At 63.7% G+C, this 23,281-nt stretch carries 19 protein-coding genes; 8 read left to right on the top strand and 11 right to left on the bottom strand.

What is annotated here, in order from left to right; all coding sequences use genetic code 11:
- Positions 1-29: 29 nt before the first annotated feature.
- Both B6S01_RS13940 and B6S01_RS13935 read right to left on the bottom strand, forming a co-directional pair.
- Positions 30-1,196 carry a hypothetical protein gene (locus tag B6S01_RS13940; protein WP_037466326.1) on the bottom strand — a complete coding sequence of 389 codons (1,167 nt, stop codon included), beginning with the start codon at positions 1,194-1,196 and terminating at the stop codon, positions 30-32.
- 78 nt (positions 1,197-1,274) lie between these two features.
- A complete protein-coding gene (locus B6S01_RS13935) occupies positions 1,275-1,577 on the bottom strand; it encodes an Hpt domain-containing protein (RefSeq protein WP_037466324.1) in 303 nt (100 codons plus the stop codon).
- A gap of 79 nt (positions 1,578-1,656) precedes the next feature.
- Between B6S01_RS13935 and B6S01_RS13930 the strand changes: the two genes are divergently transcribed.
- From B6S01_RS13930 to map, 3 genes are all read left to right on the top strand, one after another.
- Positions 1,657-4,335, top strand: coding sequence for a hypothetical protein (locus B6S01_RS13930; RefSeq protein WP_037466322.1), 2,679 nt, complete (start codon positions 1,657-1,659; stop codon positions 4,333-4,335).
- 105 nt (positions 4,336-4,440) lie between these two features.
- Entirely contained in the window at positions 4,441-4,644 is a 204-nt protein-coding gene (locus B6S01_RS13925) for a ParD-like family protein (protein WP_037466320.1), read from the top strand.
- 1 nt (position 4,645) lies between these two features.
- Positions 4,646-5,425, top strand: coding sequence for a type I methionyl aminopeptidase (gene map, locus B6S01_RS13920; protein ID WP_037466317.1), 780 nt, complete (start codon positions 4,646-4,648; stop codon positions 5,423-5,425).
- A 26-nt stretch (positions 5,426-5,451) separates the two neighbouring features.
- Here map and B6S01_RS13915 read toward each other — a convergent pair whose 3' ends face one another.
- The 4 genes from B6S01_RS13915 to wecB all read right to left on the bottom strand — a co-directional run bounded on the left by B6S01_RS13915 (position 5,452) and on the right by wecB (position 10,950).
- Positions 5,452-7,560, bottom strand: a complete 2,109-nt coding sequence (locus B6S01_RS13915) for a GumC family protein (RefSeq protein WP_037466316.1) — start codon at positions 7,558-7,560, stop codon at positions 5,452-5,454.
- Positions 7,560-8,270 (bottom strand): polysaccharide biosynthesis/export family protein, encoded by a 711-nt coding sequence (locus B6S01_RS13910; protein ID WP_051908273.1) that lies wholly within the window; start codon positions 8,268-8,270, stop codon positions 7,560-7,562. Before B6S01_RS13910 ends, B6S01_RS13915 begins: the two co-directional genes overlap by 1 nt.
- A gap of 126 nt (positions 8,271-8,396) precedes the next feature.
- A complete protein-coding gene (gene wecC / locus B6S01_RS13905; protein WP_037466315.1) occupies positions 8,397-9,692 on the bottom strand; it encodes a UDP-N-acetyl-D-mannosamine dehydrogenase in 1,296 nt (431 codons plus the stop codon).
- Positions 9,693-9,804: 112 nt separating this feature from the next.
- Positions 9,805-10,950: a non-hydrolyzing UDP-N-acetylglucosamine 2-epimerase gene (wecB, locus tag B6S01_RS13900; RefSeq protein ID WP_037466313.1), complete on the bottom strand. Its 1,146-nt coding sequence runs from the start codon at positions 10,948-10,950 to the stop codon at positions 9,805-9,807.
- A 158-nt stretch (positions 10,951-11,108) separates the two neighbouring features.
- Between wecB and B6S01_RS13895 the strand changes: the two genes are divergently transcribed.
- Entirely contained in the window at positions 11,109-12,428 is a 1,320-nt protein-coding gene (locus tag B6S01_RS13895; protein ID WP_037466311.1) for a UDP-glucose dehydrogenase family protein, read from the top strand.
- The gene (locus tag B6S01_RS21915; RefSeq protein ID WP_269319814.1) at positions 12,428-12,553 is read left to right on the top strand and encodes a hypothetical protein; all 126 of its coding nucleotides are present in this window, start codon (positions 12,428-12,430) and stop codon (positions 12,551-12,553) included. The genes B6S01_RS13895 and B6S01_RS21915 overlap by 1 nt, the downstream gene beginning before the upstream one ends.
- Before the next feature lie 10 nt (positions 12,554-12,563).
- Here B6S01_RS21915 and B6S01_RS13890 read toward each other — a convergent pair whose 3' ends face one another.
- The gene (locus B6S01_RS13890; protein ID WP_037466309.1) at positions 12,564-13,412 is read right to left on the bottom strand and encodes an ABC transporter permease; all 849 of its coding nucleotides are present in this window, start codon (positions 13,410-13,412) and stop codon (positions 12,564-12,566) included.
- 115 nt (positions 13,413-13,527) lie between these two features.
- Between B6S01_RS13890 and B6S01_RS13885 the strand changes: the two genes are divergently transcribed.
- The 3 genes from B6S01_RS13885 to B6S01_RS13875 all read left to right on the top strand — a co-directional run bounded on the left by B6S01_RS13885 (position 13,528) and on the right by B6S01_RS13875 (position 17,401).
- On the top strand, positions 13,528-14,214 hold the full coding sequence (locus tag B6S01_RS13885) for a GcrA family cell cycle regulator (protein ID WP_062792998.1): 687 nt from the start codon (positions 13,528-13,530) through the stop codon (positions 14,212-14,214).
- 90 nt (positions 14,215-14,304) lie between these two features.
- A complete protein-coding gene (gene parE, locus B6S01_RS13880; RefSeq protein ID WP_037463225.1) occupies positions 14,305-16,278 on the top strand; it encodes a DNA topoisomerase IV subunit B in 1,974 nt (657 codons plus the stop codon).
- Positions 16,279-16,357: 79 nt separating this feature from the next.
- Positions 16,358-17,401, top strand: coding sequence for a transglutaminase-like cysteine peptidase (locus B6S01_RS13875; protein ID WP_037463227.1), 1,044 nt, complete (start codon positions 16,358-16,360; stop codon positions 17,399-17,401).
- Positions 17,402-17,406: 5 nt separating this feature from the next.
- Here the strand turns inward: B6S01_RS13875 and B6S01_RS13870 are convergent, their stop codons facing one another.
- The 4 genes from B6S01_RS13870 to B6S01_RS13855 all read right to left on the bottom strand — a co-directional run bounded on the left by B6S01_RS13870 (position 17,407) and on the right by B6S01_RS13855 (position 23,267).
- Positions 17,407-18,681 (bottom strand): HlyD family type I secretion periplasmic adaptor subunit, encoded by a 1,275-nt coding sequence (locus B6S01_RS13870; protein WP_037463228.1) that lies wholly within the window; start codon positions 18,679-18,681, stop codon positions 17,407-17,409.
- Positions 18,678-19,664, bottom strand: a complete 987-nt coding sequence (locus tag B6S01_RS13865) for a cell wall hydrolase (RefSeq protein ID WP_231567930.1) — start codon at positions 19,662-19,664, stop codon at positions 18,678-18,680. Before B6S01_RS13865 ends, B6S01_RS13870 begins: the two co-directional genes overlap by 4 nt.
- Positions 19,661-21,796: a type I secretion system permease/ATPase gene (locus B6S01_RS13860; protein ID WP_234810772.1), complete on the bottom strand. Its 2,136-nt coding sequence runs from the start codon at positions 21,794-21,796 to the stop codon at positions 19,661-19,663. Before B6S01_RS13860 ends, B6S01_RS13865 begins: the two co-directional genes overlap by 4 nt.
- A gap of 76 nt (positions 21,797-21,872) precedes the next feature.
- Positions 21,873-23,267: a TolC family protein gene (locus tag B6S01_RS13855; RefSeq protein ID WP_037463232.1), complete on the bottom strand. Its 1,395-nt coding sequence runs from the start codon at positions 23,265-23,267 to the stop codon at positions 21,873-21,875.
- Positions 23,268-23,281 lie beyond the last annotated feature (14 nt).

The raw sequence follows: 23,281 nt of genomic DNA, 5'->3' as shown, positions 1-23,281 counted from the left end.
ATGCACTAAACCCTAAAGGGGAAATATTCTCAGGCGCGCTTGAGCAGGATGATCGCGCCGACCGAGGCGATGACGGCCAGCATCGCCAGCTCGAAACCCAGGCTGATGGCGCCGAATATCGCCGTCAGCAGCAGCAGGAAAATCGCGCTGGCGGGCGTGAAGATCATCCAGGGCCTCGCTGCTCCCGTCTTGCGCCACCGGTCGGCGAGCTGGACGATCGCCAGCAACAGCGCCAGACATGTCGCCATCACGCTGCCCCCCGCCAGGGATATCCCGCCTACCGCGAAAAAAGGCACGACAAAGGCGGTCCACCCGGCAGGTGGCGATCGCAGCGCCAATTCGTCCAGCCGATCGGCAATCTCCGCCAGCCCAAGCGCCAGCAACAACATCAGGAAACCGGCGGCTGGCCAGAGCAGCTCTATGGGCACCAATGATATCGCGCCCAGTGCCATCGCCGCGATACGGACCTGTGTCGCGGGAACCTGCGTGCGCATCAGCGCCGGGCTCAACATCCGGGCTACCGGGCACAGAATGTAATGCTCGCCCGCGCCCCGCATCCGCTTGGCCGTTGAACCTGCGGACATGACCGCCTGCGCCACCAGATCGGCCTGTGCCTGACCATCGACCAGTGCGACCCGGCCGGTCATCAGGTCATCCTGCGGCACGGTAACGCGCCGCGCGCCACTCTGCACGGCAGCCCGCACCAGTGTCAGGGAAAGGTCCCAATCGCCAATCATGTCCAGCGTGCCGAACAGCAGGTCCGGGCTGATCCGCGCCAGTCCCGCCCAGCGCTGCCCGGCGTCGATCCGTTCCAGCGGAGCGCTGGCCCGGCTGTCATCGGTCACCAGCAGCGCGTTACCTTCCCGCTCTGCGATCGCGTCAAAATGGGCCTGCGCGACAATGATGCCGTCGGCCACGAGCAGCACGTCGCTATCCCGCGGCGCATCCCGGACCATGGACACCATGTCGCGGACAAGCGCAACAGGGATTCCGTCCGCACTCAACCGATCGACCGCTTGCGACAGCGCGGGCGTGATGACGCTCACCAGTATCATGATACGGTCCGCGCCCGCCCGCGCCGCCTGTCGCGCCTGATATTCAACCAGCGTCTGTCCCGCGAAATGCAGGCTCGCGCGGAGCGCCGCCGTGGAATCGCTGGACGCCCGGCTGGCGCTGATAATGGCCGCAAATGTCATGCTGCGATGGAACCGACCCGTTTTTGTAAACTCACGCCTTTTCGCAAGGCTGTCGCCATCGTGCAAGCGCGCAGCGACTCAGCCCTGCTGAAGCCGGTCGATCGCCATCCGCAATTGCCGGAGAATCCGGGGATCGCCGCGAGCGCAGTCGGCTGCCTCGTCGGCCAGCGCCATCAGGTGCGTAAGGCCGAAGCTGGCCGCCAGCCCCTTCAGGCGCCACGACGCAAGTTCCCAACTGGAATCGGATTGCGCCTTGCGCAGCAGGTCAAGCTGACGCTCAGCGCTCTCCATAAAGGCGATGCGCAAGTCCGCGATCAGCGCGATATCTTCGCCGACGGCGGCGGCAAGAGCGGCATTCAGGGCGCCAGGATCATAGGACATGGGGTCAACGCTATCGGGCTTGCGTTAAGTTTTGGTAACAGGGCATTTTGTTGCGCGCAAAAGATGATAGGATGGGGTCATGACCGGGGGCAGCACCATCGTCGAATTCTGGCGAGACAAAAGCATTGCGACGACTGATGAGTCGCATGAGGATGACACTTTGCTGCTGGAGCAGGTCGCCGATGACCCTGAAGCGGACATCGACATCGAGGCGGCCGAGCATGGCGATCATGCGGCGCGGCGGACACAGGTGCTGTTCGCCCTTGCCGGGCTGGCGTGGCTTGGCTTTGCCGGCTGGGCGACGATCACTGCGGGACAATGGCGAACCGGTCCAGCCGCTTGGCCCGGCCTTGTTGCGACCATGCTGGTTCCCATCGTACTTCTGGGTGTCTGTTACCTGCTGCTCGCGCGCAACAGCCGCGCTGAATCGCGCCGCTACCTCGACACCGCGCGCGCGCTGCGCACCGAAACCGAGTTGCTTGAGCTGCGGCTTGCCCGAATCAACGGTCAGCTTGAAAACGCGCGTAAGGCGATGCTGGACCAGGCGGAGTTGCTTGACAGCTATGGTGCAGCCGCCAGCAGCAATATGGAGGCGTCGGCCGAACTGATAGCCAGCCGTGCCCACATCACGACAGAAAAAGCGGAAGCCGCCGAACGCGCCGGAGCGGCCCTTGTCGCGCGCATGGACGCTCTCATTGCCTCAATGCCGGAACTTGAGGATCGGGCCGTGCGCATGTCGGCGCAGATCATAGACAACGGCCATGCGCTCGCCGAACGGATCGACACTCTCGAAACCCGGCTTCACGCCATTGGCGAACTGTCCGACGACGCGCGCGCTCGTACCTTGTCGGCGACAAAGAGCCTGTCGAGCCAATTGACCCAACTGCAGGAAGCAACCCGTTCCGCCACCGAAGAAGTGAACGGCATGGCGGACATCGCTGCTGGCCGAATCGACGCGACGGCACAGAGCGCCCGTCTTGCAATGCAGGACGGTGCGGCCGAACTCGACCGGCAGGCTGGAACCCTCGCCGACCTTCTTGAGCGCGCACGCGCGGGCATCACCAACAGCGCCGAAGCAACCATCGAATTGCTTACGCAGGATCTGAACCGCGTCGAAGGCGATGTGCGTCAGCGTTTGGAGGCGACGGTCGCCCACGCCCAACAAAGCATGGCTGCGGCGGAGCGGGATCTTACCGCCCAGGCCGAATCGCTTCGTACCCTGGTGGAAACCGCGCAAGCCGGTATCGCCGCGACCAGCCAGAACGCGCTTGCCACCTTGTCCCGGGATGCCGACGAAATCGACTCGCAACTTCGCGAGCGGACCGAAATCGCCTTCGCCCGCGCACGCGATGGCGTGGCGCTCACCGAAGAAGGCCTGGCTCGTCAGGCGGAGGCGCTCGATGCGCTCGTCGCCCGTTCGCGCGGCAATATCGAAAATATCGGCGACGAAACCGTCTCGGCCATCTCCGATCATATGAGCGAGATCGAAAGCCGCCTTCATCAGGTCAATGATCTGATCGAGGGACAGCGCACGCTCGTATCGGGACTGCACGCCACGCTTGGCGAGGCGATTGACGCCGCCCAGTCGCGCTTTGCGGCGATGGAAGAAGGCGCGCTTTCCCGCAACGAACGCCTTACCGAAGCCCTGTCGCGCCTCACGGCAGAAACGCAGCGCATCGACGATTCGCTGGCGGCGGGCGGCGTTACGGCGGAAAAGCTTATCAGCAGCGCGGAAACGCTGCTCGTCGCGCTGGATTCCAGCGTGCGCGAACTGGACGAAACATTTCCCGCCGCGCTGGATCGTTTCGACACCCGTATTTCCACCAGCCGCACGCTGCTGGACAGTGCCGCGCCCGAGATGGAGCGGCTGGAGGCCATTTCCGAAGCATTGGTGGGCCGCACCCAGGAGGCCGAGGAACTGTTGCGCGGTCAGGGCCGGCGCCTGACCGAATGGCTGGAAAGCACGCAGAGCGGCGTGGAAGCAAATCGCGAGCTGGTGGAAAAGCTGCGCACCGCGCTCGACAATGCGCACCAGGATGCGACGCGCATCACCGAAGGTGCAGGCCCCCTGCTCGTCACTGCACTTCTGCGGGTCAAGGACACCGCCGATCAGGCCGCCGAACGCGCTCGCCAAGCCCTTGGCCGCGCCATTCCCGATGCCGCCCAATCGCTCGCCGAGGCAAGCGAGCAGGCACTCCAGCAGGCGGTCGATGGCACGGTGACGGCACAAATTCAGAAACTCGCCCAGGTCGCCGAAGAAGCCGTCAAGGCCGCGCATCAGGCATCTGATCGCCTCACCCGCCAACTGCTGACGATCGCCGATACCAGCGCCACTGTGCAGTCGCGGATCGAGGAAGCCGAGCGCGCTGCGGAAGATCGCGACCGCGACCATTTCGCGCGGCGTTCTGCCCTGCTGATCGAATCGCTCAACAGCACCTCGATCGACGTCACGAAGATCCTGTCGAACGACGTCACCGACTCGGCCTGGGCCGCCTATCTCAAGGGTGATCGCGGCGTCTTCACCCGGCGAGCGGTCAAGCTGCTGGATGCAGGCGAATCGCGTGAAATCGCCTTGCACTACGACAATGACGCCGAGTTTCAGGAGCATGTGAACCGCTACATCCACGATTTCGAATCGATGCTGCGGATCATCTTGTCTGCCCGCGACGGGAATGCGCTGGGCGTCGCCATATTGTCCTCCGACATGGGCAAGCTCTACGTCGCACTCGCACAGGCGATCGAACGGCTCCGTCAGTAGGGCATTCCTCCAGTCCGCTCACGCAGCCAAACGCGGTGCCCCGGGTCCTTGACCTTTGAATATACGAAACATATACGCATCGTATATTGGGTTAGGGGACCGATCATGGGCATCGTGAAAATTGACGAAGATCTGCATGAAGAGGTGCGGCGCGCCAGCGCCGTCATGTGCCGATCCATAAACGCGCAGGCGGAATTCTGGATGAAGATCGGCAAGCTGGCCGAAGCTAATCCCACCTTGTCCTTCAACGACATTGTGAGGATGCAGCTCGAATCCGCCGATGTGCGCATCGCGGATTTGGCTGCGTGAAATGGTAAAGACGCCGGACGAGTTGGCGCTCATGCGCATATCGGGCAAGTTGCTCGCGTCCGTGTTCGAAATGCTGGACGGACAGGACCTCGCGGGCCTTTCGACGTTGCAGATAAACGATCTGGTCGATCGCTTCATCACCAACGACCTGGCAGCCCGTCCCGCGAGCAAGGGCCAATATGGCTTCAAATATGTCCTGAACTGCTCCATCAACAATGTCGTCTGCCATGGTGTGCCAGCGCCGGATGAAATCATCCGGGACGGCGACATCATCAACCTCGACATCACCCTAGAAAAGAACGGCTTCATTGCCGATTCCAGCAAGACCTACATGGTCGGCAACGCGCCTCCGGCCGCGCGACGGCTGGTCAGGGTTGCGCAGGAAGCGATGTGGAAAGGCATAGGACAGGTGCGGCCCGGCGCGCATCTGGGCGACATCGGCTTTGCAATCGAACGGCATGCCAAGAAAAATGGTTATTCGGTCGTGCGCGAATATTGCGGCCACGGCATTGGCCGCGAAATGCATGAAGATCCGCACATATTTAATTTCGGACGGCCGGGAACCGGCTTGAAGCTGACCGAAGGCATGGTGTTCACCATCGAACCAATGGTCAATCAGGGCACGCGCAAAGTGTCCACACGGGACGATGGTTGGACCGTGGTCACCAATGACGGAAAGCTTTCGGCCCAATTCGAACACACGGTAGCGGTAACCGGCAGCGGCGTCGAAGTGCTGACCTTGCGCCGCGATGAAAACCCGATGCTAGACCGCAGGATGTAAAATCCGTTTGCGGACATCAAACGCGGCTAGTCGCCCCTGTGATAATCATATTCAAACGCCCGCCCCTGTTGCTTGGTCAGCACGGCGCCGATGATCGCGCCACCCGCGCGGCGCAAGCGATCGACCGCGACGCGCAGCCCACCATGATGGTTGCGGCCCCATTCAACAACCAGCACCGCCGCCTGCGCCTTGCTTGCCAGCAATGACGCGTCGGGCACGCCCAAAATGGGTGGGGCATCGATCAGGATGGTGTCGTAGCGACCTTGCACGCTGGCGAGCAGGACATCCAGAGCCGATGTCGAAAGCAGCTCGGCCGGGTTGGGCGGAATCGCGCCGCTGGGCAGCAACGAGACGCCCGGCGTACCGCTATCGACGATCACGTCCTCCGCCTTGGCCTGTCCCGTCATCACCTCGCTGATGCCACGTTCCGGGGCAAGCTGGAAAAGGCCATGTTGCTTGGGGCGGCGCATATCGGCATCGATCACCAGTACCCGCCGGTCGAGCTTGGCCAGGGCAAGCGCCAGCGCATGGACGGTCGATGATTTGCCTTCGCCCTCCTGTGCGCTCGTCACCAGGATCGAACCAGGCAGGCCGTCCGACGATGCAAGCAGCAACGATGAAGCTATCGGAACGAAGGTTTCGGCTGCGGGCTTGTCCGTCACCGGCACCGTGCCCAGCAAGGGCAGGTTGGCGCGCTCCGCCAGCGTGTCCGCAGATGTCACGGCGTCATCGAACACATGCCGTCCCGCAACCATCAGCAACCCAAGCACCAGCCCGCCAAACGACGCCAGCAACATGGTGATGCCGATCCGGGGCGACGATGGCCGCGTCGGCACAGCCGCGCGATCCAGCGGCTGTATCCGCCCCGCCTGAAAACCGGCTTGGGACGCCATGTCGCGATACCGCTGAAGCAGGCTGTCGTGCAGCAATCTATAGGTATCGACGGATCGCTCCAGGATGCTCATCTGCACCCCTCGCCCCCGTTCGGCCTGCGCCTGACCTTCCAGCCCGGCAATCTCCGCATCGATCTGCTTTTCGCCATGAACGGCGACTTCATATTGTTCGCGAAGCGACGCGCGGATCGTGTTGGCCATTGTCTCGGCCTGATCGTCGAGGGCGGCGAGCCGCGCCCGCGCCTCACGCATTTCAGGATGCGCGTCCTTGCGGAACTGCCTTTCTTCGACCACCGCAGCGCGCGCTTGCGCCCTCTGCGCCATCAACTGCTGCATCCCACCATTGTTCAGCACTTCCGGCAGGGTCTCGACACTGGAAAGCCGCGCGCTTTCCCAACGCTTTTGCGCCGCGATGCGGTCTGCGATCGCCTGGGCCCGAAACGCATTCAATTGCGCCAGGCGCGTCGCGGTCGTGCCATCCGGGCTATTCCCTCCCCGCCCTGCGACCGGCCCGCCCAGCGACGCACCCGCCTGCGCGGCATAGGTGGCCAGGTCCCGTTCGGCACGTTCCAGATCCCGACGCGCTCCGTCGAGTTCGCCCAGCAGGAATCGGCGCGCCTGCACGCCCGATTCAAAACCACGCTTCAGATCCGCGCGGATCAGGCTGTCGGCGTAGCTATTGGCAACGCGGGCGGACAAAACGGGATCGGCGCTGGTAAAGCTTATGCGGATCACCCGGCTCTTGCCTGGCAGCTCAACATCCAGATTGTCGCGTAGCAGGCCGATGACGGCTTCGGTTTCCACCTGCCGCTGGTTGAGCGATCCCACGCCGCGATCCGGCCGCCGTTCATCCATGCCATCGAAAAATGTGCGGCTGCCGACCAGCGCCAGTTCACGCGCGACGTCTTCGGCCAATGCCCGGCTGCGCAGCACTTCCAGTTCGGTCTGCATCAGCGATTCATTGTCGGCTGCGGTCATCTGCCGCTGCGCCGCGCCAGCCCCCGCCGCTCCGGCAGGCACATCCTCCACCTCGACTGATGCTGTCGCGCGATAATCGGGTGTGGAAAGCAGGATGAAGATGATCCCCGCCAGCACGCACAACGCCATGGTGACGAACAGGATCAGGCGGTGGCGCCATATCGCTGTCCAACTCGCCCGCGCCGTCGTCACGATGCGCGACGCCCTTCCTTCCATTCCGATGGGTGAAGGACCGCTGTCGATACGAATGCTTCGCTCGGCCATCAGCGCCCTCCCTCGAGCGCGACAAAGCCCGCGCCGATTGCAGGCAGCGCCAGCAATGTTCCGCCAAGGATCGCCTTTGCGCGGGACGAACCGACGATGATCGTATCGCCCGGCAGGATTTCAGGATCCGGCGCTTCGCCCCTGCGGATAGCAGACAGATCGAACATCGCGGCCTTCCGCATCCCGTCAGCCTGACGCACGACGACAATCTGCTTCAGGCTGGCGAGCCGCGTCGGCCCCTTGGCCATCGCGATCGCCTGCAACAGGCCAAGGCGGCCATCAATGGGAAAGAGGCCCGGCTCGCGTACTTCGCCATCGACGGTAATACGCCGGCCCACCGCCTTCTTCACGAAAATCGTGACCTGCGGCGAAACCAGATAGCGCTCGCCAAGCCTGCCCGCGATGACGTCCGAAGCTTCACCCGCCGACAGCCCCGCCACCGGCACATCGCCGATCAGCGGCATGCGCACCATGCCTGCGGCGGTCACCTGGGCATCTTCCAGCGACAGGCCGGGTTCATGATAGACCTGCACCCGCAGGACGTCGTCGGGAGAAATACGATAATCGCTCGCCAGCGCCGGTGCAGGCGGTATAGCCGCATAGGCGGCTTCCCCCCTGGGCGCGGTTTCAGCCGTCGAACAGGCGTCAAGCAGGAAGAGGGCCGACACAATGGTCAGCGCCTTCTTCATACTGTCGCTCGGCATGTCCATTTCGGGTCTGAACTTCTCACGCTTTTACGGGCTATTCGCCAAACGGCGGATGGCTTGCGCGGGGTTAACGAGCCAGAAAGGTCATGGCAACCGCAGGTTGGACAGTTTGAAATGCCAACCCCTCGATCAGACCGCGATACGCCCCGGCTGATCGTGCGCCACGCGGCGTGGCTGGTCGGGCCAGACGCCGCGCGTATCATAGACTGCCTTGCCGGCGCGTTCGTCCACCGGGACTGATGTGAACATGTCATGATCTACCAGAATGACGAAGACGCCGCATTGTTCGAGGGCTGTATCGAGATCCATCAACTCAGCGCCGGTGCCCGCAAATTCCATCGGCAGGTCATGGGCATAGGGTTCCACCAGCTTAACCCGGCGACCGTAGCGGCGCGCCAGCCGGGCTGCGACCTTCACCGCCGGGCTTTCGCGAAAATCATCGATGTTAGCCTTGAAGGCGAGGCCAAGGCAGGCAATGTCTTCACCGGGATATTCGTCGATCATGTCCGACGCCTTGGCGACAACATGATCGGTCTTGGCGTCATTCACCTCGCGCGCGGTGCGGATGAGGCGGCTGTTTTCCGGGTCGCCATGGACGATGAACCATGGATCAACCGCGATGCAATGACCTCCGACGCCGGGGCCCGGCGACAGGATGTTGACGCGCGGATGACGGTTGGCGAGACGTATAACCTCCCACACATCGATATCCATGCCCTCCGCGATCACGGATAGCTCGTTGGCGAAAGCGATGTTGACGTCGCGAAAGCTGTTCTCGACCAGCTTCACCATCTCGGCGGCACGGGCGCTGGTCGTGATACACGCGCCCCGCACGAACTGCCGGTAAAAGGCGAGCGCCTTGCGCGCGCAACGCGGCGTAATGCCGCCGATGCAGCGGTCATTGTCGATCAGTTCGACCAGAATGCGGCCCGGCAGAACGCGCTCTGGGCAATAGGCGATGGCAACGTCCCCCGCGCCGCCCTGTCCCGGCATTTTCAGGTCCGGGCGAAGCTGCGCGAACAGGTCGCGCATCGCTTCGGTCGTGCCCACCGGAGAGGTGGACTCCAAAATGACGGTATCGCCCAACTTCAACACTTTGGCGACAGTGCGTGCGGCCTTCAGCACATGGGAAATGTCGGGCGCGCGATCTTCCGAAACGGGGGTCGGCACGGCGATGATGAATACGTCGCTCGGCTCGACCGTCAGGCTGGCGCGCAAATTGCCGCGCGCAACAACCCCTTGCACCAGGCCGTCCAGATCGACTTCCTCGATATGGACACGGCCGGAATTGACGGTCTCGACCACATGGCCGCTGACATCCACACCCACGACCTGCGCCCCGCCCCGCGCGATCAGGGCGGCGGTCGGCAAGCCGATATAGCCAAGGCCGATGACGGAAACCTTCTGCTGCTTGTCGATGGGCATGCTATGATCCTGGAAGCCGATGAATTCTCACCGGTTTCTGCGGGAAAATGCTAAAGATTTCGGTAACAACGCCGGTTTGCGCCGGGAAGTAGGTGAAAGCCGGGACGCGCGGTCAGGCCGCTTCCTCAAACCCTTCTACACTTGCCCGATCAGCGGCGATCACCCCGGCTATCCGTTGCGCCGCCTGTCCATCACCAAAGGGATTATGCGCCCGCGCCATCGCGGCATAGGCAGATTCATTGTCCAGCAGCGCCAGCACTTCGCGCACAATCCGCGCGCGATCCGTGCCGACCAGCTTCGCAGTGCCCGCCGCGACGCCTTCGGGTCGTTCCGTGGTCTCACGCATGACCAGCACCGGCTTGCCCAGCGAAGGCGCTTCCTCCTGAACCCCGCCGCTGTCGGTCAGCACCAGATGGCACATATCCAGCAGTCGCACGAAATGCGGGTAATCGAGCGGTTCGATCATCGCCACATTGGGCAATCCGCCCAGCACGGCTTCCATGACGGGGCGCACATTGGGATTGGGATGGACCGGGAATATCACCGCGACATCCGGCCGCGCTGCGATGTCGGCTATGGATCGGGCGATCGCTTCCATGCCGCCGCCGAAATTCTCGCGCCTGTGGCTGGTGACCGCAACGATCCGCCTGCCCGCAAAGCGCGCCGCCAAATCATCCAGCCCCTGGGCCAGCGAGGGCATGGCCGCGATTCGCTCGCGCGTAGCCAGCAGCGCATCGATGACGGTGTTGCCGGTAACGTGAACGCCCCCGGCATCCCGATTTTCCCGCAAAAGCGCATCAGCCGCCGCCTGCGTCGGCGCGAAGTTCATGTCGGCGATACAGGCGACGACACGGCGGTTCACCTCTTCGGGCCAAGGGTGATAAATGTCCCCGCTCCGCAACCCCGCTTCGACATGGGCGACCGGAATCTGGCGGTAATAGGCGGCAAGGCTGGCGACCATGGTGGTCAGCGTATCGCCATGCACCAGCACACGATCGGGCTTTTCGGCGTCGAACGCCTTGCCCAGTTCCACGATCAGCTTGGCCGTCAGCCCGTCCAGCGTCTGGTTGGGCATCATCGCGTTCAGGTCGATATCCGGCTTGATGCCTGCGATTTCCAGCACCTGGTCCAGCAATCCGCGATGCTGCGCCGTTACAATGACGCGCGCGTCGATCTGCTCACGCGCCTGCAGCGCATGGATAACCGGAAACAACTTGATCGCTTCGGGACGAGTCCCGAATACCACCGCAACTTTCATCTTTGCCCCTTTGTGCGAGCGATTAAGGCTAATCCCTGCCAGCAAATCGTAACCATCCGCTGAACATGGGGTAATTCCGACGCGTGCTTTCGCAGCCGCAAAGACCTGTGCTAGAGCGCGGTCAACCTTTCATTTTTCAACGAGGCTACGGGTAGTTTATGAAGATCACGATGATCGGCACGGGATATGTCGGCCTGGTTTCGGGCGCCTGCTTTGCCGATTTCGGCCATGATGTCTGTTGCGTCGACAAGGATGCAGGAAAGATCGACGCGATCGAATCCGGCCGCATGCCGATCTTTGAACCCGGCCTTGATCAGCTGGTCGCAAACAATGCGGCGGCGGGTCGCCTGACCTTCACCACGGATCTTGCCGCAGGGGTCAAGGGCGCGGACGCCATCTTCATCGCCGTGGGCACGCCATCGCGCCGTGGCGATGGCCATGCCGACCTCAGCTATGTCTACGCCGCAGCGCGCGAAATCGCGGAAGCGGTGGACGGGCCGACCGTCATCGTCACCAAATCGACCGTTCCGGTTGGCACCGGCGACGAAGTGGAGCGCATCGTTCGCGAAGTGCGCCCGGACCTGGATATTCAGGTCGTCTCCAATCCCGAATTCCTGCGCGAAGGCGCGGCCATCGGCGATTTCAAGCGCCCCGACCGCGTTGTCGTCGGCACCACCGGCAATGAACGGGCGACCGCCGTCATGTCGCAGGTTTACCGCCCGCTAAACCTCAATCAGGCGCCGGTGATGTTCACCGGACGGCGCACGGCGGAACTGATCAAATATGCCGCCAACGCCTTCCTCGCGACCAAGATTACCTTCATCAATGAAATGGCGGACCTGTGCGAAGCGGTCGGCGCGGAAGTGCAGGATGTGTCACGTGGCATCGGCCTCGACAACCGCATTGGTAGCAAGTTCCTCCATGCCGGGCCCGGCTATGGCGGTTCCTGCTTCCCCAAGGATACGCTGGCGCTGGTCAAGACGGGGCAGGATTTCGACACGCCGATCCGCATCGTCGAAACGGTCGTGCAGGTGAATGACCTGCGCAAGCGGGCCATGGGCCGCAAGATCGTGAAGGCGCTGGGCGGCGACGCGCGCGGCAGGACGGTCGCGCTACTGGGCCTCACTTTCAAACCCAATACCGACGACATGCGCGATGCGCCAAGCCTTGCCATCGTTCAGGCGCTGGAGGACGCGGGCGCAAAGATCGTCGCCTACGATCCCGAAGGCATGGACGTCGCCAAACCGATGATGTCCAGCGTTACCATGGTGAAGGACGCATATGAGGCTGCGGCGGGAGCCGACGCGCTGGTGCTGGTCACTGAATGGGACATTTTCCGCGCCCTTGACCTCAAGCGCCTCGCCGCTTCGATGAACAAGCCCGTGCTGATTGACCTGCGCAACATCTATCCGCGCAGCGAGGCGGAAGCCGCTGGCTTTTCCCTTACGCGCGTGGGCGGCAAAGGCGTCGATGCCTGATGCCCGGCTTGCCGGAGGAAGGGCGGGATGACCCCGCCTTTCCCCGCCTGCGCCATTGGGTGATCGCGGCGGGCCTGCTGTTCCTCGTCACACTGATCGCGCCAGTGATGGCAGGCCTGACCTGAGTGCTGGGCCTCAGGCCTTCAGCTTCCACCCACGCTTGAGCAGCGTGTAGCAGAGCACGCCTAGGGCGACATTCAGCACCAGCAACACCACGCTGCCGACCATGACGTCGCCGTCCGCCGCCGCAACGAAACCATAGCGGAACCCCGAAATCGCGTAGAAGAAGGGGTTGGCATGGCTGATCGTCTGGAACACGGGCGCCAGCCTGTCGATCGAATAGAATGTGCCTGACAGCAACGTCATCGGCCCGATCACGAAATTGGTAATGGCGGCGGCATGATCGAACTTTTCCGCCCAGATCGACGTAAGCACGCCGATGAAGGCCGTCAGCGCCGCCCCCATCAGGCCGAACCAGGCAATCGCCCAGGGGTGGGCAGGCGTCACATGGACGCCGGGCCACAGCGCCATCGCGCCCCAGAGCGCCAGCCCGACGCACAAGGCGCGCGTCACCGCCGCGCCCACCAGCGCCAGCAGCAGTTCACCGTTCGACAAAGGCGGCATCAGATAATCGATCAGCGTCCCCTGCATCTTGCCGGCCAGCAGGGAAAAGCTGCTGTTGGCGAACGCATTGTTCATCATGCCCATGATCATCAGGCCCGGCGCGATGAAATCGGCGAAGGGAACGCCCAGCACCTGCCGGTTCGCCCCGCCCAGCGCGAGCGTGAAGATGACCAGGAACATCAACGTCGTGACCGCTGGCGCCCATATCGTCTGAAGCTGCACCTTCATGAAGCGCCGCACTTCCTTTCGGTACAGCGCGCGCGTCCCCGCCCAGTTGACGTTGCGGATGACAAGCTCGCCCGGCTCGTGAAAATGGGGGCTGGCCGGGGAAGAAGGTGCAAATTGGGACTGGTCGTTCATGCTTCGATCGACTATCGGCTGGTCAGATGTGCCGCAAGGGCGTTGTGCACGGGTTTTAACCTGGGCAGGCGCGCCCCATATAGGGCGCGAAATTGGAAATTCGAGGAGTCATTCATTGTCCTGGACCGACGAGCGTATCGACCAGCTCAAGGCAATGTGGGAAAAAGGCCTGACCGCCAGCCAGATCGCAGAAGAACTGGGCGGGGTCAGCCGTAACGCGGTAATCGGCAAGGCGCACCGCCTTGGCCTGCAATCGCGTCCCTCACCTGTAAAGGCTAACGAGGCGCCCAAAAAGGCGGCGCCGGTGCGCAAACCGGCGCCTGTTGCTGAAACGGAAGCGCCCAAACCCGCGCCGATTCAACACAGTACGCCTGCGCCTGTGCGTCACCCCGCACCGGTGACGGTGGCGGCGATCTCGCCGTCAGCCTCCGCTCCCGCAGCTGATGCCCCGCCCCCCGCCCCTCAGCCGCGCATCATTTCGGTTGGGCCCGGCGGCTTCCTGCGCCAGGGGCCCGGCGACCAGCAGGCGCCGATCCCGCCCGCCCCTCCCCGCCGCCTTGTGCCCGCAAAGCCCAGCCCGGAAATCGCGGGCAAGACGACCCTGCTCGACCTGACGGAACGGATTTGCAAATGGCCGATGGGTCATCCCGGCGAACCCGATTTCCACTTTTGCGGTCAAGCGGTAAATCCCGGCTTCCCCTATTGCGTCGAACATTGCGGCCGCGCCTATCAGGCCCAGTTGCCGCGCGGCACCCGGCGTCCGCCCCCGCCGCTGCCATTCGGCGGCCCGCGCGTCCGCTAATCGCGATCAAGCATTGAACGGTGCCGGTTTCTCAAAGGAACCGGCCCCTTCTTCTTGCGCCAGCCGCGCGCACCCTTATAGCTTGTGCGCATGTCCGATCTGTTCGCGAGCCAGCCCCTTTCTTCCCCCGGTTATGACGCATCATCCATCGAAGTTCTGGAAGGGCTGGAACCGGTGCGCCGCCGACCCGGCATGTATATCGGCGGCACGGACGAACGCGCGCTGCACCACCTCGCCAGCGAAGTGCTCGACAACAGCATGGACGAAGCGGTCGCAGGCCACGCGACGCGGATCGAGGTCTTGCTGGAACCCGGAAACAAGCTGACCATCACTGACAATGGCCGCGGCATCCCGGTCGGGCTGCACCCCAAATTTCCTGACAAGTCAGCGCTGGAGGTGATCCTCACCACCCTCCATTCGGGCGGCAAGTTCACGGACAAGGCCTATGCTACGTCGGGCGGCCTCCACGGCGTTGGCATCAGCGTTGTGAACGCGCTGTCGGCGGTGACCGTGGTCGAAGTCGCCATCAACAAGGAATTGTTCCGCCAGAGCTTCTCCAAGGGCCTTCCGACCAGCGGCCTTGAAAAGGTCGGCGCGGCGCCCAACCGGCGCGGCACATCGGTCAGCTTCATCCCCGACCATGAAATTTTCGGCGAGCAGAAGTTCAAGCCCGCGCGGCTTTACCGCCTCGCCCGCTCGAAAGCCTATCTGTTTGCAGGCGTCGAAATCCGCTGGAAATGCGCGCCCGAACTCATCAGCGACGACACGCCCGCCGAAGCCGTGTTCCAATTCCCTGGCGGCCTTGCCGATCATCTTAAGGAACAGGTCGGATCGCGCGAATGCGCCACCAGCGCCTTCTTCTCCGGCAGTCAGGACTTTCCCGATACGGCGGGCCGCGTCGAATGGGCGATCGCCTGGCCGCTCTGGTCGGATGGCAGCTACAGCTGGTATTGCAACACCATTCCGACGCCGGACGGCGGCACGCATGAAACCGGCGTCCGCGCCGCGCTGGTAAAGGGCATCCGCGCATTTGCCGAGCTGGTCGGGAACAAGAAGGCGAAGGATATTACCGCCGATGACATCGTTACCTCGTCGGAAATCATGCTGTCGGTATTCATCCGCGACCCGCAATTCCAGAGCCAGACCAAGGACCGCCTGACCAGTCCAGAGGCCGCACGCCTGGTGGAAAACGCCGTGCGCGACCATTTCGACCATTTCCTGTCCGACCATATGGAACGTGGCAAGGCGCTGCTCGCCTATGTCATCGACCGCATGGACGAGCGGCTTAAGCGCAAGGCTGAAAAAGAGGTCAAGCGCAAGACAGCGACCAGCGCGCGCAAGCTCCGCCTGCCTGGCAAGCTGACCGACTGTTCGACCGACGATCCAGACGGCACGGAAATCTTTCTGGTCGAGGGCGACTCGGCCGGTGGATCGGCCAAGCAGGCGCGCGACCGCAAGACGCAGGCGATCCTGCCCCTGCGCGGCAAGATATTGAACGTCGCCTCCGCCAACAACGCGAAGATCCTCGCCAACCAGGAAATCGCCGACATGATCCTGGCGCTGGGCTGCGGCACGCGCAAGGACTGTAATCCCGACAATCTTCGCTATGAACGCATCGTCATCATGACCGACGCAGACGTCGATGGCGCGCATATCGCGACACTACTCATGACTTTCTTTTTCCAGGAAATGACGGAGCTGGTGCGGCGCGGGCATCTCTACCTCGCCCAGCCGCCGCTCTACCGCCTGACCGCAGGGGGCAAGAGCCTTTACGCCAAGGATGACGCCCATCGCGAGGAGCTGCTACGCACCGAGTTCAAGGGCAAGAAGGTCGATATCAGCCGCTTCAAGGGCTTGGGCGAAATGAACCCGATGCAGCTGCGCGAAACGACCATGGACCCCAAGACGCGCGGTCTTATTCGCATCACACTGCCCGACGATATCGAGGATCGGCAGCAGGTGCGCGAACTGGTCGATCGGCTGATGGGCACCAACCCTGCCCACCGCTTCGCCTTCATCCAGGAAAATGCCGCAACGGTGGACGAAGAAGCGATCGACGCCTGAAACCGGGCATTAATGCCTAGCGCCGCGTTAACCAGCGCAGCGCACTCTATGTTCAATTTTCTGCGGGATGTTACGAAGCATGTCAGGCTTCGTCCCGTCCCTTCTCTCCACTGCATTGCGCGCCGTTCCGGCGCTGCTGCTGGCAGGATCAGGCGGTCATGCGACCGCGCAGGCGCCCCTCGCGCCATCCTCGCCCCCCTATAACGGGCAGAGCCGCGCGGCCTATTCCCCGGCCGACCGCATTTCGACGAACCTTCTCGCGGGTGGCATGAGCCGCCTTGCCGCGATCAGCGCACAGCAAGGCGGCACGGTCAGCAGCGACTGGGCGCCCCCATCGCAGCTGCCGTCGGCGATCGTTAACGGCCGCCGGATCGGCGATCTATTGGGCAAGCTGCCGGGATGGCAGTTGCAGGGCGTCCAACTTTCGATGGTCACCGCTGGACTAAATTATCATCAGCCCGACCTTACACCCGCCTTCATGCGCGGGTTTACGCCAGCGCCAGCGCCGGAAAACAGCGCCTTTGTGACTCAGATGCGTCCGGCTCAGCCCAAGCCCCAGCCCGCGCCGCGCATCGGTCAACCTGACATTTTCGGCTCCGTCGCCCTGCCCATCGGGCGCACGACGCTCGACGCCAAATGGGCATCCGTAGCGCAACCGCTCGACAGCCGGGGACTGTGGAGCAACATGGTTCATGCCGCGCGGGCCGCGGGGCCGCAGCAGCAGGTCGAAATGATCAACCGCTGGGTCAATCAACGGCTGCGCTTCACCGACGATCGCAATCGCGGCGACAGTTGGGCGCCGGCCAGCCAGTCGCTGCTTCGCGGTTCAGGCGATTGCGAGGATTACGCCATCGCCAAGATGAAGCTGCTTGAGGCCGCCGGGTTCGACCGCCGCGCCATGTTCCTCGTCATCGCTCGCGATCTCGTGCGGCAAGCCGATCATGCCGTGCTGGCGGTGCGGATAGACCGCGACCTGATGATCCTCGACAACATGACCGACCAAATTCTGCCCTCGTCACAGGTCAGCGACTATCGGCCGATCATGAGCTTCAACGCCTATGGGCGCTGGACCCATGGCTATCGCGTGACCACGCCACCACCGGTGCGTTTCGCCGCTCGCTGATCGCCTTACCGTTCCCGCAGCGCCTCCGACCGCGCCTTCATAATCGGCTTCAGCAGGTAAGCCAGAACGGACTTGCGGCCGGTAATGATCTCCACGTCACACACCATCCCCGGCGTGATCGGCAGCTTGTGCGCGCCTGCACCCAGCCAGGCGCGATCGGTTTCCACGACCACGGTGAAATAGGCTTCCCGCGTCGCTTCGTCATAGACGCTGTCCGCCGCCACCTGCTGCACCGTGCCGGTCAGCCCGCCATAGATCGAAAAATCATAGGCCGTCACCTTCACCACCGCACGGTCGCCGGTCTTGATGAAGGCGATGTCGTTGGGCTTCACCCGCGCTTCGACCAGCAGCTTGTCACCCACCGGGACGACCTGCATGATCTTCTGGCCGGGACTGACGAAACCGCCGATAGTGGTCACCTGAACGTCATTGACCACGCCATCGACCGGCGATCGGATTTCCGCCCGCTGCGCCCGCCCCTTCGCCCCGCGCAGCGATTCGCTGTTCACCGCGATCTTCGCTTCCAACTGGCTGCGTTCGTTCAAGGCATCCTGCCTGAACTGGAAATTGGCTTCGGACAATTGCGCCTGCGCCTCACGGATCGCCGCCGAAGCGCGCGAAGCCTGCTGCTGCGCGGCGTTCAACCGTCCCTGCGCGTCCACCACCTCGCGCCGGGCGTCGAGCAGTTCGGTCTGCGGAATGATCGATTTCGCGGCCAGCGGCTCCAACATCGCGACCCGCTGTCGAGACAACTGCACGCTTCCCGAAAGGCTGGCGATCGTCGCCTGCGCCTCGCCCAGCTCCCGGCGGCGCTGCTCGACTTGCGCCGACATGGCCTCCTGCTTACTCCGCAGCGCCGACTGCCGCACCGAAGCAAGCGCCTGCTCCTGCTGGCATTCAGGGCCCCCCGTTGTGCAGGCAGCGCCCTCTCCCGTACCTTCCTTCTCCAGCCGTCCGGCGCGCGCCGTCAGCGACCGGGTCTCCGCCTGAATCTGTCCCAGTTCCGACGCCAGCATGGCATCGTCCAGCCGCACCAGAAGCTGCCCCTTGCTCACCTTCTGCCCGGATCGAACCAGGATTTCCTCAATCGTGGTGGGTTCGGCGGACTGAATGACCTGCGCCTTGCTGGACGGGATCACCCGCCCTTGCCCGCGCGTCACCTCATCCACGGGCGCCAGGCTGGCCCACAGCAGAAAAGCCAGCATACCGCCCCCGCTGTACAATATGACCTGCTTGTTGCCCGGTTGCCCTCGCAGCCAGTTGATCCAGCGCGAAATCATGGTTGCACCCCTTGGAAATTATGATCGTCAGCGGCCAGCGCGATGGGCGCGGCTTTTTGCTGCCGGGCCACCATGTCGCCCAATGCACTACCGCTGGGTGAAGGGTCGGCGATGGACAGTTTCCAGCCCTTGCTGGGGTCCATCCGCCCGCCCAGATCATTGGCCGCGCGCCGCTCCGGCAAGGCCGCCACCGGCGGATAGTCCGTCACTGGCTCTGCCACAGCGGTCAGGCGCGACGCGTCGAACGCCGGTATATGCTCTCCACCTGCATATCGTCCGGTAAACGCCCCCGGCAGTCCCCAGCTACCGGGCCAGCGGTAGAAGATATGGGCGCCGATCTGCGCCAGCTTGCCCAGATGCGGCGCCCAGCGGGGAAACACGTAATCGGCATGATAATGGGTCGCGGTGCCGACACTCTTTTCCACCCGCCCGGCCAGCGCATCCGACGCGATCCGCTTCGCCCGGTCCCACAGGGCAGGCAAGGGCCGCCGCGCGAGCGAACCGTCACAGACGAAGCTGAACTGGCAGACGGCAGCGTTGAACTGCTGATACACCACGCCGCACACCGTCTTGGCGAAGGCCGGGTGGCGCACGCGGTTCAGCACCACCTGCGCCACAGCGCGCTGGCCGCCCTCCGGTTCGCGCGCGGCTTCATAATATATGGCCTGCGTCAGGCATTGCAGCGCGCGGTCATGGTCCTCGCCCGCTTGCCCCACCGCGCGGAACGGCCTGGCCACCGCCATTCCACCATCGACAAAGCCAAGCCGCTGATTTTCCTCCCGCGCCTTCTCGCCCTCAGACACCGGATCGGCCTGCTCGGTCATCGCGACCAGCGCCATATATTGACGCGGAACCGCCGGAGCGGCCTCCACGATCTTCGCCTGCATCGCTGGACGCGGCTGATCGGCATGCCAGGCAGCGGCCATGGCCACCGCAACCGCAACCGGCGCTGCAATGCCGACGCTGCGAACCAGCGCGCTCATTGCCCCGCCCCGCGTTGTAGTTGCCCGATGATGTCGTCGCGCGGCCCGTCTGCCAGCACAACGCCCTGATCGATCACTATCAGCCTATCGACGATGCGCAGCAACGCATGGCGATGCGTGGAGACGATCAGCGTCTGTTCCGGCTCCAGCGCCTTTTCAAGATGGTCGATGAACAGATTTTCGGTCTGGTTGTCCATCGCCCCGGTCGGCTCGTCCAGGAACAACAACTTGGCCGGTTCGACCAGCGCCCGCGCCAGCACCAGAAAGCTCCTCTGCCCACCCGACAAGCGGTTGCCCCGCTCACCGATATGCAGGTCGAACCCCGCCGCGTCGCGCCCAAAGAAACGCGATGCCCCCGAGCGCTCAAGCGCATCCAGCAGCTTTTCGTCGTCCGCCTCGCGCGCGCCGAGCAGCAGATTCTCGCGCACCGACCCGCTGAACAGTTCAGCGTCCTGACCCACATAACGAAAGGCGGAGCGCAACTCGTGCGGATGATATTGGCGGCTATCGATATCGTCGATGGTCAGCACGCCATCGGCAGGGGGATAAAGGCCGCAGATCACACGACCCAGCGTCGATTTGCCCGACGCCACCCGCCCGATGATGCCGATACGCTCGCCCGGCTCCACCCGCAGGTTGATGCCACGCAGGCTCGGCTGGCTTGCGCCCGGATAGGAAAACTCCAGATCCTTGGCTACGATCGCGCCCTTGCGGATCTTGGGGATAATGCCGCGCGCACCGTCCAGCCGCTCGTCGGGCTGGTCGATCAGGGTTTGCAGGCTGCCCAGCGTCGTGATGGCCTGCCGCGCCCGCACGATCACAAAGGCAAGCTGTCCCACCGGCGCGAGCGAGCGCCCTGCCAGCATGACGATGGCGATGATCGCGCCCATCGAAATGTCGCCCGCCGCGAACATATAGAAACCGCCGATGACCAGCGCGATGCTCGTCACCTGCTGACACAGCGCCGCCAGGGTGACGCTGGTCGAACTCAGACGCCGCAACTGTTCCTGCGTCGCGGCGCTCATCCGCGCATAACGGCGCCAGCGTTCCAGCATGCGCCCTTCCGCCCGGCACGCCTTCAGCGTTTCGATGCCGCCAATCGCCTCGACCAGCGCAGCGCTTTGCAAGCTGGCGTCCGCCTGCGCATCCCTTGACAAGCGGGCCATCGACCGTTGCAGGAAAAATCCTGCGCTCGCCATGACCCCCATCATGACGACCGGTACGATGGCCAGCCAGCCCCCCAAAAGCGCTATGATGACGACGAAGAAGAGCAGGAACAGCACATCGATCGCCAGGACGACGGTGGTCGAGGTGAAGAACTCGCGCACCGATTCAAACTCGGATACGCGCCGCGCCAGCGCCCCGGTGCTGCCCGCGCGGCTGGCGAGCGGTGTGTTCATCACCTTTTCGAACAATCGCTGCGACAGCCGTTCGTCAATCTCGCGACCCGCCTCATCGACCAGCCGCGCCCGCGCCAGCCGCAACGCGAAGTCGAGGGCAAAGGCCAATATCACGCCCGCGCCCAGCACCCATAGGCTGGACGCCGCCTTGTTCGGGATGATCCGGTCATAGACGTTCATCGTGAACAGCGGCAACGCGAAGGCGAGCAGGTTGATGATCGCGGCGGCGAGCATCACATAGCCGAACGCCCCCCGCGTCCGCCACACCTCACGCCAGAACCAGTGCTGCCGCGCCCGCTCGTCCCAGGGCCGTTCCTCGGCGCGTTCACGCCCATGATCGGCCATGACCACCAGCGCTTCGCCGGTGAAGTGCCCCTCAAGGTCGCTGATCGGCGCCCATACGGGCTCGCTGGCATGCGGCAACTGCACCAGTGCGTCCCCCTGCCGCACATCGAGCAGCAGCAGGAAACGACTGTTTCGCAGCGGCAATATGGCGGGCAGGTTGCCCGTCCGCCATTTGTCCAGCCGACCCCGGACATGATCGGTCAGCAGGCCGATCTGGTCGAGCGCCGATTCCGCCTGATGATAGGGCAAGCGCCCCGATTCATCGACCGCCAGCCCCGCGCGGAGGCTGACGATGCCCGGCGAGCGGTCGAAATGCCGCGCCACATGGGCGATGCAATCGGCCAGCTCGTCACCGGGCGCGCCTTGATGGCTCAGCCATTCGGCCAAGCTGACTGTGCTTCGTTCCAACATTGTTTACCCCGCGCCACCCGGCTCACGCCGGGGTGACCCCAAAGATGGAAACTCAGCCCGGATAGCGCCGCCGCTGCAATTCGGCGGGCGGCAGATCCGGCACATCATATTTCTTCCGCGCATAGGGATCCGCGCCCGAAGGCTGCGCGATCCCCAGCGTGTCGAGCAGTTGGTTGGTCGCGGCCAGGATCTGATACTGCGCGAAAATTTCCGAGAAGCGCGCCGTCTCGCTGCGAACCTGCGTGTTGAAACGCGTGTTCTGGCTGTCCAGAACGTCCAGCAGCGAACGCCGTCCGACATTGAACTGCTCGCGATAGGACACGAGCAACGAATCCGACACCGTACCCTGCCGCGACAGGTCAGCCAGGCGCTTCTTTTCCGTGTCCCAACGGTTCCATGCGGTGCGGACATCCTCTTCCGCCTCGCGCTGGCGCTGGCTCAGGCGGAAACGCGCCTCGCTCGCCCGGCGGGTCATCTCCTGCACCTTGGCCCGGTTGATGCCGCCATTGAACAGCTGCCAGCGCAGGACAACGCGGCCCTGCACGTCATTGGTGCTGCCGCGGAAGCCATCGACATCCTCGCCGACGCGTCCACGCCCTTCCAGCGTCACCGTCGGGCCAAGTTCGGACTGGGCTTCATCCACGACCGCACGAGCGGCCTGAATATCGGCCTCGGCCTCCCGGATCAGCGGATTATGCGTGCGCGCAGCCCCGATAGCCTCGTCGAGCGTGGGCGGCACGGCGCTGGTCACCGGATCGGGCATGCTGACCTGATCTATCGACAGGCCAGTCAGCGTGCGAAAGCTGATGGCTGCATTGGTCAGGTCCTGCTCAGCCTCGCTTTTGCGGACGAGCGCGGCTTGCAACCGTTCCTCGGCCTGCTGCTGGTCGGCGATGCTGATTGAACCCTGGCTGACGCCTTCGCCCAGGTCGCCGAGCAGCTTGCGGTGGAAGGCGATATTGTCCTCCGCCGCCGCGACCACCCGCTGCTGAAGCATATAGTCGAGATATTGGCGCGTGACGTTCAAAGCCACGAACTGCGACCGTTCGCCCACCCGCAACGCCGCGCCGTCGATCCGGGCAGCCTGACGCCGCTTTTCCGCGCTGCGATAGCCCGAATCCCAGATCGTCTGCTCCGCGACCAGCCCGGCTTCGAGCGGCCAGAGCGTCTGATCCTCAATACCGATGGCGCGCCGCGTGGTGTTTTCCAGCCGCCGCACGCCCGCCGACGCTTCGAGGCTGACGCGCGGCAGGTAAAGCCCCTTGGCCTGCTCACGCTCGAACTCGATGGCTTCCTTGTTCTGGACCGCCTGGTTGATTTCCGGATGGCTGTCGATCGCCGCAGAGATCGCGCTTTTCAGGTCCGTCGTCTGGGCCCAGGCCGTTCCCGCCATCGTCGCCACACAAAGGGCGATCAGGCTGCCGCATGTCTTGCGCATGAATGTCATGTTCGCCTCCCCCT

The sequence above is a fragment of the Sphingobium herbicidovorans genome, assembly GCF_002080435.1.
Lineage (GTDB): Bacteria > Pseudomonadota > Alphaproteobacteria > Sphingomonadales > Sphingomonadaceae > Sphingobium > Sphingobium herbicidovorans.
The sequence above is the reverse complement of the archived record's forward strand: the minus strand, read 5'-3'. Positions and strand labels throughout refer to the sequence as shown.

What these genes read in the sequence shown, in the direction of transcription:
- B6S01_RS13940 (WP_037466326.1), bottom strand. Translation starts at nt 1,196, where the DNA reads ATGACATTTGCGGCCATTATCAGCGCCAGCCGGGCGTCCAGCGATTCC.
- B6S01_RS13935 (WP_037466324.1), bottom strand. Translation starts at nt 1,577, where the DNA reads ATGTCCTATGATCCTGGCGCCCTGAATGCCGCTCTTGCCGCCGCCGTC.
- B6S01_RS13930 (WP_037466322.1), top strand. Translation starts at nt 1,657, where the DNA reads ATGACCGGGGGCAGCACCATCGTCGAATTCTGGCGAGACAAAAGCATT.
- B6S01_RS13925 (WP_037466320.1), top strand. Translation starts at nt 4,441, where the DNA reads ATGGGCATCGTGAAAATTGACGAAGATCTGCATGAAGAGGTGCGGCGC.
- map (WP_037466317.1), top strand. Translation starts at nt 4,646, where the DNA reads ATGGTAAAGACGCCGGACGAGTTGGCGCTCATGCGCATATCGGGCAAG.
- B6S01_RS13915 (WP_037466316.1), bottom strand. Translation starts at nt 7,560, where the DNA reads ATGGCCGAGCGAAGCATTCGTATCGACAGCGGTCCTTCACCCATCGGA.
- B6S01_RS13910 (WP_051908273.1), bottom strand. Translation starts at nt 8,270, where the DNA reads ATGGACATGCCGAGCGACAGTATGAAGAAGGCGCTGACCATTGTGTCG.
- wecC (WP_037466315.1), bottom strand. Translation starts at nt 9,692, where the DNA reads ATGCCCATCGACAAGCAGCAGAAGGTTTCCGTCATCGGCCTTGGCTAT.
- wecB (WP_037466313.1), bottom strand. Translation starts at nt 10,950, where the DNA reads ATGAAAGTTGCGGTGGTATTCGGGACTCGTCCCGAAGCGATCAAGTTG.
- B6S01_RS13895 (WP_037466311.1), top strand. Translation starts at nt 11,109, where the DNA reads ATGAAGATCACGATGATCGGCACGGGATATGTCGGCCTGGTTTCGGGC.
- B6S01_RS21915 (WP_269319814.1), top strand. Translation starts at nt 12,428, where the DNA reads ATGCCCGGCTTGCCGGAGGAAGGGCGGGATGACCCCGCCTTTCCCCGC.
- B6S01_RS13890 (WP_037466309.1), bottom strand. Translation starts at nt 13,412, where the DNA reads ATGAACGACCAGTCCCAATTTGCACCTTCTTCCCCGGCCAGCCCCCAT.
- parE (WP_037463225.1), top strand. Translation starts at nt 14,305, where the DNA reads ATGTCCGATCTGTTCGCGAGCCAGCCCCTTTCTTCCCCCGGTTATGAC.
- B6S01_RS13875 (WP_037463227.1), top strand. Translation starts at nt 16,358, where the DNA reads ATGTCAGGCTTCGTCCCGTCCCTTCTCTCCACTGCATTGCGCGCCGTT.
- B6S01_RS13870 (WP_037463228.1), bottom strand. Translation starts at nt 18,681, where the DNA reads ATGATTTCGCGCTGGATCAACTGGCTGCGAGGGCAACCGGGCAACAAG.
- B6S01_RS13865 (WP_231567930.1), bottom strand. Translation starts at nt 19,664, where the DNA reads ATGAGCGCGCTGGTTCGCAGCGTCGGCATTGCAGCGCCGGTTGCGGTT.
- B6S01_RS13855 (WP_037463232.1), bottom strand. Translation starts at nt 23,267, where the DNA reads ATGACATTCATGCGCAAGACATGCGGCAGCCTGATCGCCCTTTGTGTG.